Annotated in this window: 15 protein-coding genes and 2 pseudogenes; 3 read left to right on the top strand and 14 right to left on the bottom strand. The window is 60.1% G+C overall.

All coding sequences use genetic code 11. From position 1 onward, the window contains the following. Positions 1 to 87: 87 nt before the first annotated feature. The 7 genes and pseudogenes from CE491_RS04255 to CE491_RS04225 form a co-directional block, all read right to left on the bottom strand. Positions 88 to 720 carry a VOC family protein gene (locus CE491_RS04255; protein WP_110947112.1) on the bottom strand — a complete coding sequence of 211 codons (633 nt, stop codon included), beginning with the start codon at positions 718 to 720 and terminating at the stop codon, positions 88 to 90. A 67-nt stretch (positions 721 to 787) separates the two neighbouring features. Next, positions 788 to 1357, bottom strand: a complete 570-nt coding sequence (locus tag CE491_RS04250; RefSeq protein ID WP_199884987.1) for a GNAT family N-acetyltransferase — start codon at positions 1355 to 1357, stop codon at positions 788 to 790. Positions 1358 to 1672: 315 nt separating this feature from the next. Further along, positions 1673 to 1921: pseudogene (locus CE491_RS30650) on the bottom strand (BRO-N domain-containing protein); the annotation flags it as partial. Positions 1922 to 2060: 139 nt separating this feature from the next. After that, positions 2061 to 3485, bottom strand: coding sequence for an efflux transporter outer membrane subunit (locus tag CE491_RS04240; RefSeq protein WP_110947110.1), 1425 nt, complete (start codon positions 3483 to 3485; stop codon positions 2061 to 2063). A gap of 15 nt (positions 3486 to 3500) precedes the next feature. Next, positions 3501 to 6608: an efflux RND transporter permease subunit gene (locus CE491_RS04235; RefSeq protein WP_110947109.1), complete on the bottom strand. Its 3108-nt coding sequence runs from the start codon at positions 6606 to 6608 to the stop codon at positions 3501 to 3503. Then, the gene (locus CE491_RS04230) at positions 6605 to 9781 is read right to left on the bottom strand and encodes an efflux RND transporter permease subunit (protein ID WP_110947108.1); all 3177 of its coding nucleotides are present in this window, start codon (positions 9779 to 9781) and stop codon (positions 6605 to 6607) included. Before CE491_RS04230 ends, CE491_RS04235 begins: the two co-directional genes overlap by 4 nt. Next, positions 9778 to 11034, bottom strand: coding sequence for an MdtA/MuxA family multidrug efflux RND transporter periplasmic adaptor subunit (locus CE491_RS04225; protein WP_110947107.1), 1257 nt, complete (start codon positions 11032 to 11034; stop codon positions 9778 to 9780). The genes CE491_RS04230 and CE491_RS04225 overlap by 4 nt, the downstream gene beginning before the upstream one ends. A gap of 408 nt (positions 11035 to 11442) precedes the next feature. On the opposite strand from CE491_RS04225, the gene CE491_RS04220 reads away from it, so the two are divergent. The 3 genes from CE491_RS04220 (at position 11443) to CE491_RS04210 (ending at position 14129) form a co-directional block, all read left to right on the top strand. Beyond that, positions 11443 to 12033, top strand: a complete 591-nt coding sequence (locus CE491_RS04220; protein WP_110947115.1) for a DedA family protein — start codon at positions 11443 to 11445, stop codon at positions 12031 to 12033. Between the two features lie 148 nt (positions 12034 to 12181). Further along, on the top strand, positions 12182 to 12967 hold the full coding sequence (locus CE491_RS04215) for a transporter substrate-binding domain-containing protein (protein WP_110947106.1): 786 nt from the start codon (positions 12182 to 12184) through the stop codon (positions 12965 to 12967). A gap of 172 nt (positions 12968 to 13139) precedes the next feature. After that, positions 13140 to 14129 (top strand): ATPase, encoded by a 990-nt coding sequence (locus CE491_RS04210; RefSeq protein WP_110947105.1) that lies wholly within the window; start codon positions 13140 to 13142, stop codon positions 14127 to 14129. A 46-nt stretch (positions 14130 to 14175) separates the two neighbouring features. Here CE491_RS04210 and CE491_RS31160 read toward each other — a convergent pair whose 3' ends face one another. The 7 genes and pseudogenes from CE491_RS31160 to CE491_RS04180 all read right to left on the bottom strand — a co-directional run bounded on the left by CE491_RS31160 (position 14176) and on the right by CE491_RS04180 (position 19627). After that, positions 14176 to 14940, bottom strand: a complete 765-nt coding sequence (locus CE491_RS31160) for a methyl-accepting chemotaxis protein (RefSeq protein ID WP_407681328.1) — start codon at positions 14938 to 14940, stop codon at positions 14176 to 14178. Between the two features lie 90 nt (positions 14941 to 15030). Next, positions 15031 to 15807: pseudogene (locus CE491_RS31155) on the bottom strand (MCP four helix bundle domain-containing protein); the annotation flags it as partial. A 136-nt stretch (positions 15808 to 15943) separates the two neighbouring features. Continuing rightward, positions 15944 to 16567 carry a CatB-related O-acetyltransferase gene (locus CE491_RS04200; RefSeq protein WP_110947103.1) on the bottom strand — a complete coding sequence of 208 codons (624 nt, stop codon included), beginning with the start codon at positions 16565 to 16567 and terminating at the stop codon, positions 15944 to 15946. A 41-nt stretch (positions 16568 to 16608) separates the two neighbouring features. After that, entirely contained in the window at positions 16609 to 17466 is an 858-nt protein-coding gene (locus tag CE491_RS04195; protein ID WP_324880241.1) for a glycosyltransferase family 2 protein, read from the bottom strand. A 288-nt stretch (positions 17467 to 17754) separates the two neighbouring features. Continuing rightward, positions 17755 to 18645 (bottom strand): heme o synthase, encoded by an 891-nt coding sequence (gene cyoE / locus CE491_RS04190; RefSeq protein WP_110947101.1) that lies wholly within the window; start codon positions 18643 to 18645, stop codon positions 17755 to 17757. A gap of 10 nt (positions 18646 to 18655) precedes the next feature. After that, positions 18656 to 18988 carry a cytochrome o ubiquinol oxidase subunit IV gene (gene cyoD, locus CE491_RS04185; protein ID WP_110947100.1) on the bottom strand — a complete coding sequence of 111 codons (333 nt, stop codon included), beginning with the start codon at positions 18986 to 18988 and terminating at the stop codon, positions 18656 to 18658. Continuing rightward, the gene (locus CE491_RS04180; RefSeq protein WP_110947099.1) at positions 18989 to 19627 is read right to left on the bottom strand and encodes a cytochrome o ubiquinol oxidase subunit III; all 639 of its coding nucleotides are present in this window, start codon (positions 19625 to 19627) and stop codon (positions 18989 to 18991) included. Between the last annotated feature and the right edge of the window lie 2 nt (positions 19628 to 19629).

The raw sequence follows: 19629 nt of genomic DNA, 5'->3' as shown, positions 1-19629 counted from the left end.
ATCAATTCAACGATGGGTTGGCTCCAGCGAGGGCCGAGGAAAAAACTTAACGTCGTGTCCGGGATTAGTTGACCACTACAGTTTGCCCTATAAAGTCCTAAGGCCACTTGGAGTTTCGATATAGGAAACCAAGCGTGACGCCTCAATGCTATCGCACCTATGGAGTCGAACTGGCCCCGAAAAATTCATGGCGTCAAGCAGGTGGCTAATCCTCTCTGGCGAAGGATGAAAGATATCGAGCACCTGCAATGAGCAGCCTTTATCTTCAAGCATCGTCGCAGGGTGCACCGGCTGTCCCCAGTGAATCAGGCTGGGTGCGGCCCCCTCCAAAGGCAGTCTGCCGTCCGCTAAAATTGTAATATCCCAGCACAGCTCCCCTCGGCTCATCGTCTGCACCTGGCCGACGACCTCTGCGAGCACCGGGCTGAGCGTTTTAAATGTGTCGGTTTTAGCGACCCAATGGGCTAGCCGAGGAGATACGTTGTCTGGCAGCCCGTCCAGGCCAAACCACCGAGGCCGGTCTGGAGGCAGGGCCGCTGGGTTAATAGCGATCACTTCTAGATAGAAATGTGTACCTAGCCGCAGCAGTTTGTTATGGGTTCCCATAAGCGGATGGCAACCGCCTGGTTGAAGCTCAACACCCAGTCGCTGACTGACGAAGCGGTCACCCGCTACCAACGTAGGCGCCACGATGACTAAGTGATCCAGCGAAGTCTGCATAGTGGCCCCCAATCGCCATAGGCATCGTTGTAAAAAGGTATGTTGGTCGGGCTGCTAGCCTCACCTCTCACCGTAGCGAGGTGTACTGACGGCCATTAGCGTCGAAGTTATCATCGGCCAGCCACCGCTCAATAAGGAGCTTGTTAGCTGGCCATTCTTCTGCAAATTGAGCATACCAAGCTGTATCGCGCCATCTGCCTTTGATAATTTGAGCTTGACGCCAAATGCCCTCAAAGGAAAATCCTAGTCGTAGCGCCGCATTTCGAGAGAGCATATTGAGCGCGTTACACCGCCAAGCCACTCTGTTGAAGCCAATAGAAAAAGCGTGGTCAATAAGCAGGTATATCGCCTCGGTTGCGGGTCGAGTCCGCTGCATTTCTGGTGAGAACCAGATGCTGCCTATTTCAAGAGCGGCGTTATCCGTATCGATGTCGCAAAACGAAATCCATCCGCTAATGTTTCCATTGGAGAGTAGAACAGAAAAAAATGGCTGGTCTAGAAGCCCTTCAAGTCTAGCCACATGTGCTTCGAAGTCCTCGTAGGATCCGAACGGGCCGTAGCCGAGATATGTCCAACTCTCGTCCGCCTTTTGAGCAGCGCGCCATAGTTCTTGCGCGTGGCTCTTGGTCATGGGCATGAGCTTGACACTCCGACCTACATGGCTCCGCTTGGAAGGGGGGCGACATTCAGGTGCAGATGCGATGGGCCCGATAGGCAGTGAAGGCATTGTCACTTCCATAGTGAATGTCTTCCGTGGGTTGCTAGACGACCGGCGGCCTTGCTGGCAGCTACCGCCATTGATCAAGCGCTGCCACATTATTGTGTACAGGTTAGTGCCGTGCAAGACGCGATGTTCAGACGTTTACTGCCATCCGGGACTTTCGTCTTGGCTGACTCGTTAGGTACGAAATCGAACGGGGAAAAGTAAGGTGACTTCGCTGAACCCTTACGGTAATACGTCGTGCGTGAGCCAATGCCGCAACGCACGATTTTCGGGAACGTAGTGATGAACCAGCATGGCGATCAGGCCGGATTCGCTGATGAGAATTTGCTTGGTCCATTCGCCGTTGGCGTTGAGCCACGCGCTCAGCGATGGTCGCTGTCGAGTTTCCAGGTGGCGTGCTCATCGAGGGATGCCCAGGAGGCGGGCGTTATCCTGGAGGCAGAGCCAAGCCTGGTTTTCCAATTGAAGGGCGCGGAGTTGAGGCTCCTACAACCTCCGGCCAACTCAGAAATCGATTCGCATTAGCGAATGCGAGCGGCGGTGCAGGCCTTGATCCGGACTCTCAGTATTTAGCCCTGCCCACCAACTCCGCGCGCCCGGCCCTGCCAGGTCACCCCTATTCGCCCGTCCAGGATCCACCCAGTGCGGCTTGCAATTGAACGCTGGTGATCAACTGCGTGGCCACCAGGCTGAGCAGGGTCTGGCGTTCGTTGAGGCTGGTGGCCTGAGTGGTAGCGACGTCGAGGTAGTCGATGACACCAGCTTCGTACTGATCACGGCTGACCGCCGCCGAATCTTCCGCTGACTGTGCAGCGTTACGCCGCGCTTGGAGTTCAGGCTGCAGCGTGCGTAGCTCCACCAGATAGTCTTCGACCTCGCCCAATCCGGTGAGTACGGTCTGTCGATAGGTCGCGACCGCTGCGTCGTAAGCATGGCGAGCCTGCTCTACGTTGGCGCGGGTGGCGCCAAAGTCGAGGATTGTGCCGGTCAGGCTGGGTCCGATCGACCAGAAGCGGTTCGGCAAGGAGAACAGGTTGCTCACGGCCGAGCTCTGATAGCCACCGCTGGCGCTGAGGGTCAGGTCTGGGTAGTACGCAGCGGTGGCGACGCCGACAGCGGCGTTGGCAGCGGCCATTTCACGTTCGGCCGCGGCGATATCCGGGCGGCGTTCGAGCAGGCGGCTGGGCACACCCACTGGCACGTCAGGTATGTGGTAGCGCCAGGACGCGTCGTTCGCCAGCGCGAAATCGGCCGGTGCCTTGCCGATCAGCAGGGCGATGGCGTGCTCGTATTGCGCGCGTTGCCACTGCAGGTCGAGCATCGAAGCCTGAGCGCTCTGCAGCTGGGTCTTGCCGGTGGCCAGATCGGCCCGCGAAGAGATCTGCTCGTCGTATTTGTTCTGAATTATCTGCAGATAGCGGCCGTAACCGGCAATGGTTTCGCGGTACAGCGCGATACGCTGATCGAGGAGGCGCAACTGGAAGTAGTCCTGAGCCAGCGACGACTGCGCGCTGAGCGTGGCGTTGGCCAAGTCTGCTGCGCTGGCCTGGGCGCTGGCACGGTCCTCTTCCACGGTGCGCCGCAGCCTGCCCCAAATGTCGGCTTCCCAGCTCAGGCTCAAGCTGGCCGAATGTTGTTTGTTGATCCCGCCGCCACTGCTGCCGCTGGAGGAAGAGCCGGTGGCGGTCTCGCTGCGGGTGCTTGACGCAGTACCGCTAAGGGTCGGCAACAGCTCGGCGCGGGATTCACGCACCAGGGCCAGGGCCTGAAGATATTGGGCGGCGTAGAGCGCCACGTTCTGGTTATTGAGTTGCACCTGCGCTACCAGCGCGTTCAGTTGCGGGTCCTGGTACAGCTCCCACCATGGGCCCTTGGGCAATTCGTCCTGGGGGTTCGCCGCTTTCCACCCTTCGGCTTCCTTGAACGTGGTGGAAACCGGCGCAGTCGGGCGCTGGTAATCGGGCCCGACCATACAGCCTCCCAGAAGGCTGGAGGCCAGCAGCACGGCGATGCAGAGGCGGGACGGCAATAGAGCGTTCATTCATTCAACCTTCAGTCAACCGGGCACATGGGCGCGGCGGATACGCGTGTGCCAGAAACGCCGCGAGACACGGCTCAGGCGGTCAAGATAGAGGTACACCACCGGCGTGGTGAACAGCGTCAATAATTGGCTCAGCACCAGGCCACCTGCGATGGCCACGCCCAGAGGCTTGCGCAGGTCCGCATCGCCGCCGCTGCCGAGGGCCAGGGGCAAGGCGCCGAAGAAGGCGGCCAGGGTGGTCATCATGATGGGTCGGAAACGCATGCGGCAGGCCTCGATGATCGCCTGCTCGGGGGCCACTTTACGGTCGCGCTCGGCCATCAGAGCGAAGTCGATCATCATGATGGCGTTTTTCTTGACGATCCCGATCAGCAACAGAATGCCGATCAGGGCGATCACCGTGAGCTGCATGTTGACCGCCTTGAGCAGCAGCAGCGCCCCTACGCCTGCGGAGGGCAATGTCGACAGGATGGTCAGCGGGTGGATATAGCTCTCGTACAACACCCCCAGCACGATATACACCGCCAGCAACGCCGCGGCGATCAGCCACGGCATGCTCGCCGCCAGCGCTGCATAGGCCTGGGCGGTGCCAGCGAAACCGAACTGGATGTCACGCGGCAGGCCGACCTTGTCGACAGCGTTGTTGATGGCGGCGGTGGCCTGCTCAAGGGACACGCCATCCTGAAGGTTGAAGGCAATGGTGCTGGTGGCCGACTGTCCCTGGTGGGCTACGGCCAGCGGTGCGTTGTCCGGGCTGAAGGTAGCGAATGCGGTCAGCGGCACCTGTTGGTTGTCGCCGTTGATCACGTACATGCGATCGAGCATCGTCGAGTCACTGGTGTACACCGGGTCCAGGCCCATCACCACATGGTATTGGTTAAGCGTCTTGTACAGGGTCGCGACCTGCCGTTGGCTGTAGGCGTTGTTCAACAGGTTGTCGATGTCGCTGACACTCACTCCCAGGCGCGCGGCGGCGGCGCGGTCGATGTGCAGCTTGAGCTCCTGGCCCCCGGTCTGCGAATCCGAGTCGATCCCGGTCAATTGCGGCAATGCGCGCAACGCCGCCTCAACCTTGGGCTCCCACACCCGGAGCAGGTCCAGGTCATCGGCCTGCAGGCTGAACTGGTAGGTGGCGTTGGCGCTACGCCCGCCTACACGAATGTCTTCGGCGGGCATGAGAAATACCTGGATGCCCGCTACCTTGTTGTTCGCTCGGGTCAGCCGGTTGGCCACTGCGGCGGCGCTGCTGGTCCTCTGCTTGTAGTCCTTGAGCCGAACGAAGAAGTCACCGGTGTTGCGCGACCCTGCCCTGCCGCTACCAGTTGACGACATCACTGCCTCGACATCGGGATCGGCGGCCAGGTCGTGAGCGATCTGCAACAGGTGCGGCTTGAGCGCCTGGAACGAAATGTTCTGGTCGGCGCGCACGGCCCCCATCAGCACGCCTGTGTCCTGAGCCGGGAAGAAACCCTTCTGCACCGTGGCGTAGAGGTAAACGTTGAGCGCTACGGTCAGCAGCAGGCTAAGCATGGTCAGCAGACGATGGCGCATGACCCAGGCCAGCGCCGTCAGATAGGCACCCTGCATGCGGGCGAGCCCCGCCTCGATCCACCGGTAAAGACGCGGCTCGCGGGCGTCGTGAGCGGGCTGACGCAAAAGCAGTACGCACAGCACCGGCGTCAGGCTCAGGGAGACGATCATCGACAGACCCAGCGCAATGCTCAGGGTCACCGCGAACTCGCGGAACAGACGACCGACGATACTGCCCATCAGCAGGATGGGGATGAACACTGCAATCAGCGACAAGGTCATGGACAGCACCGTGAAACCCACTTCGCGGGTGCCCATCAGTGCCGCCCGCAACGGACGCATGCCCTGTTCCTGATAGCGGGCGATGTTCTCCAGCACGACGATGGCATCGTCCACCACGAAGCCGGTGCAGATGATCAGCGCCATCAGTGACAGGTTGTCCAGGCTGTAGCCCAGCAGGTACATGATCGAGCAAGTGCCGATCAGCGACACTGGCAGCACCACCGCCGGAATCAACGTTGCACGCAGGTTGCGCAGGAACACGAAGACCACCGCGATCACCAGCAACGTGGCGATCAGCAGCGTCTCTTCAGTGTCGTGCAGGGACGAGCGCACTGTCGGGCCACGGTCGATGACGCTGATCAGTTGCACATCACCCGGAATTTCCCGCTGCAACTCAGGCAACAGCGCCTTGATGCTGTCGATGGTCTGCAGCATGTTGGCGCCCGCCTGGCGGGTGACGCCCAGAGTCACCGAGGGTTGACCGTTGTAGTAGCCGCCGACGAAGGTGTCCTCCACCGAGTCGTAGACATTGGCCACATCCCGCAGACGTATGGCAGCGCCGTTCTGGTAGGTAATCACAAGGTCCTGATAGTCACTGGCCTTGTCGATCTGGTCATTGCCGTCGATCACCCAACTCTGCCCCTCGCCCTGCAGAATGCCTTTGGGCTTGGCTTTGGTGGCGTTGTTGATCGCTTCTCGGACAGTCTCCAGCGAAATGCCCGCGTGATTGAGCAGGTTGGGTTGAACATCGATGCGCACGGCCGGTAACGCGCCCCCACGTACCGACACCTCGCCCACGCCGTTCACCTGAGCGATTTTCTGCTGCAGTTTGCTGTAGGCCAAATCGTAGAGTTCGCCGGGGCTGCGCGTCGAAGACGTCAGCGCCAACATCAACACCGGCGCCTCGGACGGGTTGGCCTTGTGGTAAGTGGGCAGCGACGGCATGGAACTTGGCAACAGACTGCGCGAGGCGTTGATGGCCGCCTGCACGTCGCGGGCGGCGCCGTTGATGTCGCGATCCAATTCAAATTGCAGGATCAGGGTGGTGGATCCCTGGCTGCTGGTGGACGTCATCTCGGTGATGCCGGCGATCTGGCCCAGGCTGCGCTCCAGCGGCGTGGCCACCGTGGCAGCCATGGTTTCAGGACTGGCACCGGGCAGCGAGGCGCTGACCATGATGGTCGGAAAATCCACCTGGGGCAGCGGCGCCACGGGCAACAGCTTATAACCCAGGATGCCGGCCAGCGTGATGCTCAGGCTGAGCAGCAAGGTCGCTACCGGACGCCGGATAAACAGCCGCGACAGGTTCATGCCTCGGCCCTGCCCCGGTTCAGACGTGCCTTGGCGCGTTCCGACAGGCTATCGAACAACAGGTAAATCACCGGGGTGGTGAACAGCGTCAGCACCTGGCTCAGCAACAGCCCGCCAACGATCACCAGGCCCAATGGCCGACGCAGCTCGGCACCGGCGCCAGTGGCGAGCATCAGCGGCAAGGCGCCGAACAATGCCGCCAGCGTGGTCATCAAGATGGGCCGCAGCCGCAACAGTGCCGCCCGATGGATCGCGTCGCGCGCATTGAGGCGCTGATGCTGACGACCTTCCAGCGCGAAGTCGATCATCATGATCGCGTTCTTCTTGACGATGCCGATCAACAGAATCACGCCGATCAACGCAATCAGACTGAACTCGGTGCCGGTCAGCAACAGCGCCAGCAACGCGCCGATGGCCGCCGAAGGCAACGTCGAGAGGATGGTGACCGGGTGAATGAAGCTCTCATAAAGCATGCCAAGCACGATGTACATCGTCACCAGCGCGGCGAGGATCAGCCACAACGTATTGCCGGTCGCGGCCTGGAACGCCTCTGCGGCGCCCTGATAACGCAGGGTGATACTACTCGGCGCATCCAGTTCGGTCATGACCTGGCTGATAGCCTGTTGGGCCTGCTCCAGCGAATAACCATCGGCCAGGTTGAACGACAGGGTCACGGCCGGGAACTGGTCCAGGCGGCTGAGCGAGAGCGAACCGGTGCGTTGGCCGACCTTGGCGATGTCAGTCAGGCGCACCATTTGCGCCGGCGTGGTGGTATTGGACGTGCTTGTCGAATTGCTCGTGCTCGATGACGTGCTACTCGTGGTCGATGTCGCAGTGGTACCCGTCGTCGCTGCCAGATAGATGTTGCCAAAGGACGCCAGCGATTGCTGGAACTGACCCGGCACCTGGAGCACCACGCGGTACTGGTTGGACTGGGTGAAAATGGTGGAAATCAGACGCTGGCCGAAGGCGTTGTACAACGCGGTGTCGACGTCCGAGGCGCTGATGCCGTAACGCATGGCGGCCGCCCGATCCAGCTCGACGTAGGCCACAAGGCCCTGGTCTTGCAAGTTGTCGATGACGTCGCGCATCTCGGGGCGATGCTGCAATTTCTCCATCAACCTGGGGACCAGCGCGGACAGGTTGGCGCTTTCCGAATCGTCCAGCGTGAACTGATACTGACTAGGGGTCAGTTGGTCGTCGACGGTGAGGTCCTGGGACGACACCAGGTTCAGCTGTATACCGGACACGCCGCTCGCGGATTGTTCCAGGCGGGTGATGACCTGCGTTGCAGTGTCGTCACGGTCTTCGAACGGCTTGAGCTCGATCTGCACGCGACCGTTGTTCAGCGAGTTATTGTTGCCATCCACACCGATGGTGGACGACACCGATGCCACGGCCGGGTCCCGGCGCACGACCTCGACCATGGCCTGCTGTCGACGCGCCATTTCGCTGAACGAAACATCTTGCGAAGCGCGGGTGTAACCCTGGATCAAGCCTGTGTCCTGAGTGGGGAAGAACCCCTTGGGCACGATCAGATAGAGCAAGCCGGTCAGCGCCACCGTGGCGACCGCCACAAGCAGGGTCAGACGCTGGTGATCCAGTACCCATGTCAGGCCGCGATCATAAGCGTTCAGCACCTTTTGGTACTGGCGATCGCCCCATGTGGCAAAACGCCCCTTCCCGTCCTCCGGCACATGACGCAACAAGTGGGCACAGAGCATCGGCGTGAGGGTCAGGGAAACGACCATCGACACCAGAATCGCCACCGCCAGCGTGATGGCGAATTCTCGAAACAGTCGCCCGACCACGTCGCCCATGAACAGTAAGGGGATAAGCACGGCAATCAACGAGAAGGTCAACGAAATGATGGTGAAGCCGATTTCCTGAGAGCCTTTGAAAGCCGCCGCCATCGGCTCTTCGCCCTCCTCCAGATGGCGGGATATGTTCTCCACGACCACGATGGCATCGTCGATGACGAAACCGGTGGCGATGGTCAGTGCCATCAGCGTCAGGTTGTTCACGCTGAAGCCCGCCAGGTACATCACACCGAAAGTCCCGATCAGCGACAGCGGCACTGCCAGGCTGGGGATCAGCGTGGCGGTGAAGTTGCCGAGAAAGGCGAAGGTCACCAGCACCACCAGGCCGATGGACAGCATCAATTCGATCTGCACGTCCTTGATGGAAGCGCGGATGGTCTGCGTACGGTCGCTGATCACGCTCAGCTTGACCGAGTCGGGTAATGCCGTCTGCAACGTCGACAGTTTCGCCTTGATGCTGTCCACCACTTCGATGACGTTCGCGCCGGGCTGGCGCTGCACGGCAATGACGATCGCCGGCTGTCCGTTGGCCGTGGCTTGCAGGTACTGATCCTGAGGCGCCTCGGCGGTGGTCGCCACATCCTTGAGACGCAGGGCCGCGCCGTTTTCGTAGGTCAGCACCAGTTCGCCGTACTCCACCGCATCGCGCAACTGGTCGTTGGCGTCGACGGTGATGGAATGCGAGGGACCATCGAAACCGCCTTTGGAGCCATTCACATTGGCGGCGTTGACCTTGTCATAGACGTCTTCCAGAGTCAGGCCGTGGGCGGCGAGACTGGTTGGATTGACTTCGATCTTCACCGCCGGCTGCTGACCGCCAGCCAGGCTGACCATGCCCACGCCGGAAATCTGCGAGAGTTTGAGCGCCACGCGGGTATTCACAAGATCCTGCACCCGGGTCAGCGGCAAACTGTCTGAAGTCGCCGCCAGGGTCAGGACGGCAGTATCGGCCGGGTTGACCTTCTTGTAAGTGGGGGGGTTCGGCAGGTCAGTGGGCAGCAGGCTGTCGGCAGCGTTAATGGCCGCCTGCACTTCCTGCTCGGCGACGTCCAGGGACAGGTCCAGAGAGAACTTCAGGGTGATCACCGAAGCGCCGGCCGAACTTGTCGAGTACATCTGCGACAAGCCCGACATCTGCCCCAACTGACGCTCCAGCGGCGCAGTGACGGCGGAAGCCAGGACGCTGGAACTGGCGCCCGGGTACAACGTACTGACCTGGATAGTTGGGTAGTCGACTTCCGGCAGTGCCGAGGTGGACAGCAAGCGGTAAGCGAAAATACCGGCCAGCATCACCGCCAGCATCAGCAGCATCGTCGCGACCGGACGCTGGATGAACAGTCTCGACGGGTTCATGGGGTGACGTTGCCAGTGGCTGGCTTAACGGGCTGAACCGCAGCGGTGTCGGTGCTGGCCGGTTTTTCGACCTCTACTTTGCTGCCTTCACGCAGGTGGTCGATGCCTCGAGTGACAACCTGCTCGCCCTTGTTCACGCCCTGGGTAATCACCATCTGTTCGCCCATTGCCGGGCCAACCTTGATGCTGCGCCGTGTGACCTTGCCGTCCTTGACCACGTACAAAAACTCGCCATCGCTGCTCAGTTGCACAGCGGCCGACGGCACCACCACAGCGTTGTGCAGAATGTCGGTGGTCAACTTCACGTTGACGAACTGGTTGGGGTAGAGCTTCTCGTCTGGGTTCTCGAACAGCGCCTTCAGCTTGATGCTGCCGGTGGCGGTGTCGATTTCGTTGCTGATGAATTTGAGCGTGCCATTGGCCAACGGCGTGGTGCCCAGCTGGTCAAGGGCCTGCACGCTCAACGACTCACCTTTGCGCACCTTGGGCAGCAGCGTCGCCAACTGAGCCTGAGGCAAGCTGAAAGTAACGGCGATCGGGTTGGTCTGGGTCACGGTGGCGATGCCGGTAGTGCTGCTCGACGCCACGATGTTGCCAGGGTCCACCAGGCGCAGGCCGACGTAGCCGTCGATAGGCGAGACGATTTTGGCGTAGACCAGATTGAGTTTAGCCGCATCGATCTGGCCCTCATCGGCCTTCACCGCACCGGCATACTGGCCGACGGTGGCGATCTGCGTGTCCAGGTCCTGCTTGGCGATAGAGTCCTTGGCGAACAACCGCTTGTAACGCTCGGCAGTCAGCTGCGCGCTTTTGAGCAGCGCCTGGTTCTGCGCCAGCTCACCCTGGTACTGGTCCAGCGTGGCCTGATAGGCACGCGGGTCGATCTGCGCCAGCAACTGCCCCTTTTTCACGTACTGCCCTTCCGTGAAGTAAACAGCCATCAGTTCGCCGTCAACGCGGCTGGTCACTGTGACGGAATAGTTGGGTATGACCGTACCCAGCGCCTGCTGGATCACTGGCACGTCAGCGGTGCCTGCGGTGCCGACGGCAACGCTGACGGCTGCATTGCCATCAGCCATACCCGGCCCGGCCCGGCGTCCACCGGGGCCAGCCGCCGCAGGGCTGCCAGCGTCTGCTGCTGGCGTGGCCGACGGTGTGTGCTTGATGTAGACAAAAACAGCGCCAATGGCTGCGGCTATCAGGAGCGCCAGGACAAGGCGCTTACGTGAGCGGGCTGCTGAAATCTGGGTCATGGACACTTCTGCGTGGGCAAAGGGCAAGGGTGGAACGGGCGACGATCTAATATTGAACATTCACCGGTCGGCGTGGGACCTGTTTGCAGAGGGCACCGGCAGGCATATCAGCCAGGTCGAAGGCTCCGGGCGACCGGTGATGTTGCAATTTGTTGCCATTTAGCCTTGCGCAAAAGGCACGGACAAGCAAAGGGGACCACCTTTGCAGATTATTTACACTCACTTGACCCAGGCACAGCGCTGACGCCACTTGGACAACCAAGGGATTACCGCCCATCGAAGGCTGTCCAAGGCCGTTCCTGGCCGAAGGCGCAACGCGATAGAACTGTTCACGCCGCGCTCTGGTCGAACGGCTTGCCCCGCCAGATGCCCCAGCGGCTGCTCACCTATTTCGAGGCACCGGTTCTCATGTTCGACCATCTCGACATCAATTATCTGCTCGTCAACTACGGCTATTGGGCCGTGTTCATCGGTTGCCTGCTGGAAGGCGAGACCATCCTGATTCTGGGTGGACTGGCGGCGCATCAGACTTCCCTGCGCCTGATCGATGTGATCGCGGTGGCCACGCTGGGCGGGATGGTAGGAGACCAGATTCTGTTCTGGACCGGACGCTATTTCGGCCCCCGGATACTGCCGCGCCTGCATCGTCAGCAAGCGACGATCGATCGGGTGTCAGCGCTGATCGAACGCTACCCCACTGCGTCGATTTTCTCTGTGCGCTTTCTCTACGGCATGCGTCTGGTCGGGCCGCTGGTGATTGGTGCGAGTCGCCTGTCGCCGATCCGCTTTTCGCTGGTCAACCTGCTGGGCGCGGCGGTGTGGGCCACGTTGTTCGTCATGGGCGGTTATTGGGCGGGCGAGGCGCTGGAGAATCTGTTGGGGAACCTGAAGCCTTATCGGCTGCCGATCTTCATCGGCATCGTGGTGATTGCGGCGGGGGTGGCGTTGTACCGGCATCATCGAGCGAAGGTTCGGGGCGGGCGGTCATCGCCGATGTAATCAGGCGCACTCATAGGGCTATCGCTTTCGCTGCACCTGCCTTGGCCTGCACCCATCCCCCCTGGGCGATGTTACTCCCGGCCTTCCTATATGCCCTGCTCGCCTTTATAACGGCAGCCGGGGTCATTGATTCACGGGGAGCGACACGATGAAAGCACGCATTACCGCCAGCCTCTTGCTAGGCATGTTGGCCGTCGCTCAGGCGCAGGCCGCTGAGCCGGTCTCGCATCTGGACACGGTCCAGCAGAAGGGAAGTTTGGCCGTTTGCACGACTGGCGATTACAAGCCGTACACCTTTCTCAATCCCGACGGGCAATACGAGGGGATCGACATCGAGCTGGCGCAGTCGCTCGCGCAGAGTCTGGGGGTGAAGGTGCAGTGGGTGCCAACGACCTGGAAAACCCTGATGACTGACTTCACCGCGGGCAAGTGCGACATCGCGGTGGGCGGGATTTCGGTGACACTGGAGCGGCAGAAGAAGGCGTTTTTCAGCGACACGCTGGATGTTGATGGCAAGGTGCCGCTGGTGCGTTGCGAGGATGAGTCGAAATACCAAAGCATTGTGCAGATCAACCAGCCTGATGTGCGCCTGATCGAGCCGCAGGGCGGCACCAACGAAGCCTTCGCCAAGGCTTATTTGCCCAACGCGAAGCTCGAATTTCACGACAACAAAACCATCTTTCAGCAACTGCTGGACAAGAAAGCGGACGTGATGATCACCGACGCATCAGAGGCGCTGTACCAGCAAAAACGGATGCCGGGGCTGTGTACGGTGAATCCGTCGCGCTACATGCAGTATGGCGAGAAGGCGTATCTGCTCCCCCGTGACGACGTGAGCTGGAAATCGTACGTGGATCAATGGCTGCATCTGTCGAAGGCCACCGGCGCGTATCACAGCGTGGTGGCCCAGTGGTTGGCGGTGCCGACGGAGTAGGCAATCACCCTCGCCGCGTTCGCGGATTTGTGTAGCAGTCCGGCCTGGCGGGCGGTGGCTTGATCGAGATCACCACCGCCCGCCAGCCATACGGAAACAGGGGCTTGTGCAGCTCTCTGGCGATTCAGCATCATGCCCGCATGTCATCTCGGCGAAGGACCCTGCCGCATCCATGAAGACCAGCAAGAGCATCACCCGCGCGTTCTGTGTCGAACTGCAGCAGGAGCTGTCGATCGTTGCTGCGCGGCGCGAGTATTTCTCCCAGGAGCCCCCTCGCGCGCGCTTCAACTTTCTATGCTCGACGGAGGCCTGTCGTGCGCAGGGCGTGAAGATCACCGGCGTGCGTTATGACGTGAAGCCACAAGAGCATCCGACCTTCGTGTCGGCGCATTTCCGGGCCAACCCCAATTACGAGCATCACGTCGATTGTGAATGGGTCGATGAAACCGATGCTGGCGAACACACGCCTGGGGCTCAGGAAACTGAAGTGCAAAGCGCGCTGCGCAAGGCCAAGCGCAAGCTGGATGACTACATAGATGTGTTCGATCCCGCACTCAAGGAACGAGTGAAATCGGAGCCCGCTGCAGCCAGACCCGACAAGACTCCCGACGAAAAGCCCGCAGATGTGCAGTCTGCGCCTGACACACTGAAAAACAAACAGCCTACAGAAACCCGCACCAACAACTTCGAACGGCTGGTGGACAGCTTCCGCCAGGCTCAGGCGCAACTGACCAGGGAGGAGTTCGCGCTGCTGACCTTGCGCATTCCCGGTCAGGGTGAGGTGTCCCTGCGTTCGTACTTCCGCCATATCAAATTCGCCCAACTGGGGGAGGAGCGCCGAGTACTTTATGGCGGCGGTCTGGTGGAGCGCTACGGCACGGGGTTCAGGTTCAAATTCTTTGATCGGCTGCAAGGCAAGCTGGTGACGTTGTACGTTTCGCCCGCCCAGATGCAGGCCTACCGCTCCAGCCGCTACATCAGCGAGCTGCTGAGCCATGCCGATGAAGTGCGGTTCTTTACCGTGTTTGCATTAGGCACGCTGAACGCCAGCCCTTCGGGCAAAAGCATCAGCGTGGATATCGAGGATTTACGGCATCTGGCCATAGTGCTCGGGCCGGCAAAAGCACCGGATAGCCCCGCGGCGCGACAGACCGATGCCTGACTGCAGGGGCCAACACGCTGGCCCTTACTCGGACCATCCGTGTCGGTTAAACCTTGAACACCTGCACCATGCCGTTCAAACCCACGGCCAATTGCGACAGCTCGCCACTGGCCCCTGACGTCTGGCTGGCCGCTGCTGCGGTCCGACTGGACAGGTCCCGAATGCTGGTCAGGCTGCGATCTACTTCCCGCGCTACCTGCGCCTGTTGCTCCGTTGCCGCGGCGATACCGACGTTTCGCTCGTTGATCCGGGTGATGGCTGCGGTGATTTCGGCCAACGCCTGCCCCGCTGCTTGCGCCACCTTCAGGCTCTCCTGCGCGCGATCGCTGCTGTTACTCATGGCCGTCACGGCCTTGCCCGCGCCATTCTGGATCGAGGTGATCATGCGTTCGATTTCCGCGGTCGACTGCTGGGTGCGATGGGCCAGCGCCCGCACTTCGTCGGCGACGACGGCAAATCCACGCCCGGCCTCCCCTGCCCGCGCCGCTTCAATGGCGGCGTTCAGGGCCAGCAGATTGGTCTGGTCGGCGATGCCGCGAATCACGTCCAATACAGCGCTGATGTCCTTGACCTGCACCGCCAGACCATCGATTTCAATGGCCGTGGTCCCGACCGCGCCGTGCAGTTCGGTGATCACGCTGACTGTCTCTTCAACGCGACGGTGTCCATTTTCGGCTGACTCGCTGGAATCCCGGGCAGCCTGGGAAGCCTGGGCCGCGTTGCGAGCGACCTCCTCGACAGCTGCGCTCATCTGGTTGATCGCCGTGGCGGCCTGGTTGATCTCATCGTTCTGCCGCTGAATGCCCTGCATCGCGTCATTGGTCACGGCGGACATTTCCTCAGAGGTCGAGGCCAACTGATTGGACGAATCGCTCAATTGCACGACCGTGCGCCGCAGATTGTCCTGCATGACCGACAGCGCCTGAAGCAGGCGACCGGGTTCATCCCGGCCATCGACCTGAACCGGCTGGCTGAAGTCGTTACCGGCAATACGCTCGGCAACGTTCAGCGCCCTGGCGATAGGCGCGCTCAGGCTACGGGTGAAAACGCCGGCCAAAGCCAGAGTCGCCAGTAGCGCGACGACGACGGTAGCGACAGTGACGTTGCGCGCCTGAACGTAAGTCGCGTCGGCAGCCTGCGCAGTCGCGGTGACTCTCTGGTCGACCAACTGATTGGCATGGGCGATGACCTTGTTCAACCCATCAGCGGCCACGGTCATCTCCCCATCGGCAGACACCAGGGCGTTGACCACATCGTCGCGCTTCTGTTCGACCGCATCGAGAAAACGCACGTGCACGCCCAGGTAGGTCGCGAGGGTTGCTTGCAGATCGGTATAGACCTTCTGCGCCTCGGGCGTCGTCATCAGCGGTTGCAGCTTGTCGGCGTTGCCCTGCAGCTCCTCGCGCGCCTTGGCGACTCGCTGGCGGGCCTGCTTTTCGGTGTCGGCGTCAGGAGCCGTTCGCGCCACGGAGTTCCACAGTCGAATGGAAGTCAGGTTATTGCCGATATCGCCGATGCGCTGCACTGTCGGCAAGACGGTCGTCTCCACCACTTCCTGGGCCTGTTTCAGATCGGCGGACTGCCACACTGAGAAAACACCTTGCACGGTGACCAACAGCGCGAAGAAACCAAAGCAAAGCAACGCCCGTGGCGCGATGTTGAGGGATCTGAGGTTCATGGGCATACCTTCAAGTCAGGGGACAGCATCCGAATTAATCGTTTCAGCTACAACGCCACAAACGATATCAAAATGATGTCACAGTTTGAAAATTTCCCGACGCAGGGCGTCTCGCTCTAACGCTTGGGCATTCCTGTCACGCCGCCTTGCGCGACCTGATGTATTCCAGAAAGGTGCTCAGATCCGAGCCTGAAAGAATTCTCGCGACCGACTTGACCTCCTCCATCGACCAATCCCACCACGCAGCCTGCAGCAGCTGCTCACGCACATCCTCATCGAATCGCCAGCGGATGAACTTGCAGGGGTTGCCGCCGACTACAGCGAACGGCGGCACGTCCCGGGCGACCACCGCGCCAGCAGCGACGATAGCGCCATGGCCGATGGTCACGCCCGACAGAATGGTGGCCCCGGCGCAGATCCAGCAGTCGCTGCCGATAACCACGTCACCCTTGCTCGGCGCGTAGTCCCTGATGTCTTCCAGGCCTTTCATCATGGCCGGGAAGGGATAGGTGGTGAGCCAGTCGGTGCGATGCTCGCCGCCAAGCAGAATCTGCACCCCGCCCGCAATCGAGGTGTACGAGCCGATACGCAGGATGGTGTCGTCACCGAATTCGAACACTTCCGGAATGCCGTAGGTTCCCACGCCCACGACGTAGTGCGGATAACGCAGACGGATCTTCTCCGGCGCGCGTTCGAGTTTATCCAGACTGCGCAGATGCTTTCTGGTTTTGCGGGTCTTGAGCAGTTCGAGGAGTTTCATGCAGGTGTCCGTGAGCCAAAGCAGGCGCGCCAATGATCGGGTCAGCTGCCCTGCCGGTGCAGCAGCAGACGCTTGAAGCGGCGGAAGGTGGTCTTGTTGAACTGCCGAAGTGGAATAGAACGCAGCAAGGTCCAGGCGTACTTTTTGTCGCTGACCACGGCGTACTTCAAGGCCTTGTTGATGATTGCAGTGAAGCCGCGGTCGTACGCCGGGTGCGAGCGATACGGCGCGATGGTGCGCATGTCGGCGTCCAGCAAGACCTTGTAGCGCCGCGAGAGGTTATTCGGGTGGCGGCGGTAGCGCGTGACACTCACCGGCAACACGTGCACCTCGTAGCCCTTGCTGGCGATCTTGAGCGTCATTTGGAAATCCTGCACTCGGATATCCGGATCGTAGAAGTCCACCGCCTTCAGTGCATCCATTCGGTACAGTGAAACCGGAGCGCCTACGACGACTGCGTCGCCGAGGATCTCATCGAATGTGAGCTTTTTGATACCTGCCAGCTTCTGCGTTTTGGTGTCGTTACCGTCCGAATCCATATAGATGATCAGCGCGCCGACACAGCCGACCTCGGGGTGCTGGTTCAGATATTCAGCACGCAGACGTACCGACGACGGCAGCATGATGTCGTCCAGGTCAGGCGTGCAGACGTACTCGCCACGAGCGTACTTGAGCCCGTGATTCAGCGCGGCACTCACGCCAGCGTTGGCCTGGGAATAAAGCTGGAAATCGTACTTGCCTTGCAGCGCCTGAAGCATGGCTACGCTGTTATCGCTCGAACCATCGTCGACGATGATGACTTCGAAGTTGCGGTAATCCTGGGCGAAGATACTGGCAATGGCGGCGTCCAGATACTTTTCTGCGTTATAGCAGGGCGCGATGATCGATACGAGTGGCATCGAGTCATTGTTGGGCCGGAGTTCTGGAGAGATTTGGTCAGTCATAAGTCTGTTTGTTGTGTCTCTACGACTGGATCGAACGCAGTTCGCTACGATCCCTGTACAAAACAGACACATGATGCGGCAAAGCAATGGCTTTTGTCATGGCTGATTAGGCCCTGCGATTTGAAAAATCGGATCAGTCCTACCGCGTACAAGAGGCATTCAACAGAAACAGCCAAGGCTCAACCAATAAAAAACCCCGTGGCTCTTGCGAGCGACGGGGTCTTTTGTGTTTGGTTCAAGTGATCAAGGAGCTGCGTATGTAATCAGCAATTCCTTAGTTACCTGAAAATCCAGCGACATGGCCACGCTCAAGGCTGTGATCGTGAAGATGGAGAACACGAACAGCTTGCGTGCCCAAACGGTGTCGTCCTTGGCCTTGTAGCCTGTCCAGGCCATGTACAGCCAGTACATGCCCATGGCAGCAGCGACGGCCAGATAGTTGAGCCCGGCGTAACCGCCGAAGGTCAGCATCAGGGTCGCCAGCAGGAAAGCCAGGATGTAGATCAGGATATGACGCTTGGCCACCCGGATGCCGCGCTTGACCGGAAGAACCGGAATCGAGGCAGCCAGGTAGTCGTTGAAGCGGAAGATCGCAATGGCGTACGAGTGAGGCATCTGCCACAGGCTGAACATGACCAACAGGGTCAGCGCGGCGAGGTCGAAGCTGTTGCTCACTGCGACATAGCCGATGACCGGAGGCATCGCCCCGGACAGACTGCCGACCAGCGTGCCGTGAACGGATTTGCGTTTCAGGTACAGGCTGTAAAAGCCGACGTAAATCACGAAACCGATCACTGCAAACAATGCCGCCAGGGCGTTGGCCTTGAAGTACAGCAGGCCAACACCAACCACACCCAGCACCGCGGCGTAGGCCAGGGCCAGTTTCAGTGAAACCAGCCCCTGAACCAGCACACGGTTCTTGGTGCGCTCCATCTTCAGATCGATATCGCGGTCGATGCAGTTGTTGAAGACACAACCGGATGCTACGACCAGCGAAGTACCAATCATCGCTACGAGGAACAGGCCGAAATCGACATGTCCCTTGGACGCCAGAAAAAAGCCACCAGCCACCGAAAGCACGTTACCGAAAATGATCCCCGGTTTGGTGATTTGGATAAAGTGCTTCAGTGACATCAGGTTTTCCTCACTTCGCCATCATGGCGGTGTGAATGCTGAACATGATCCAGACGCTCAAGCCAACCAGCAGCACGATCACAAGAGTAGCGAAGGCAAACGCGACCACACTGTTGCGTTGTGCCGCGGAACGGTCCAGGTGCAGGAAGTACACCAGGTGAACCAGAACCTGCACGATTGCGAAAATCAGCACGACCCACAGGGTGGCCACTTTCGAGATCGTCGGGAACATCACCAGACCGAATGGAATTGCAGTCAGGATGATCGACAGTACGAAACCGATCATGTACGACTTGAAGCTGCCGTGGCTGCTATCGTCGTGGGAATGATGTGAATTAGCCATTTAGATGGTCCCCATCAGATAGACAACGGTGAACACACAGATCCAGACCACGTCCAGGAAGTGCCAGAACAGGCTGAGCATGCTCAGGCGAGTCTGGTTGGCCCCGGTCAGGCCGTGCTTGCTGACCTGGTACATCAGGATCGCCATCCAGATCAGACCGCTGGTTACGTGCAGACCGTGGGTGCCGACCAGCGTGAAGAACGCCGACAGGAAACCGCTGCGGTTAGGACCGTAGCCTTCGGAGACCAGCGTGTGGAACTCGTTGACCTCCATGCCGATGAAGCCCAGGCCGAACAGGAAGGTGATGAACAACCAACCCAGTACGCCAGCCTTGTTGCCCTTGTGCATCGCCAGCATGGCGAAGCCGTAGGTGATCGAGCTGAGCAACAGGCAGGCGGTTTCGCCGAGCACGTATGGCAGTTCGAAGATGTCGTGGCCCGAAGGACCGCCTGCCACGTTGTTAACCAGTACAGCGTAAATGGCGAAGATCGACGCAAACAGAATGCAGTCGGTCATCAGGTAGATCCAGAAGCCGTAGATCTTCATCTCGCCGGCGTCGTGGTGACCGTGGTCATGCTCATGGTCATGGTCATGACCGTGGTCGTGCCCCTTCGCACCATCAAATACTAAGTTCGACATTG

Source organism: Pseudomonas bohemica, assembly GCF_002934685.1.
Classification (GTDB): domain Bacteria; phylum Pseudomonadota; class Gammaproteobacteria; order Pseudomonadales; family Pseudomonadaceae; genus Aquipseudomonas; species Aquipseudomonas bohemica.
Note: the sequence above shows the minus strand (reverse complement) of the source record. Positions and strands in the feature narration are given on the sequence as shown.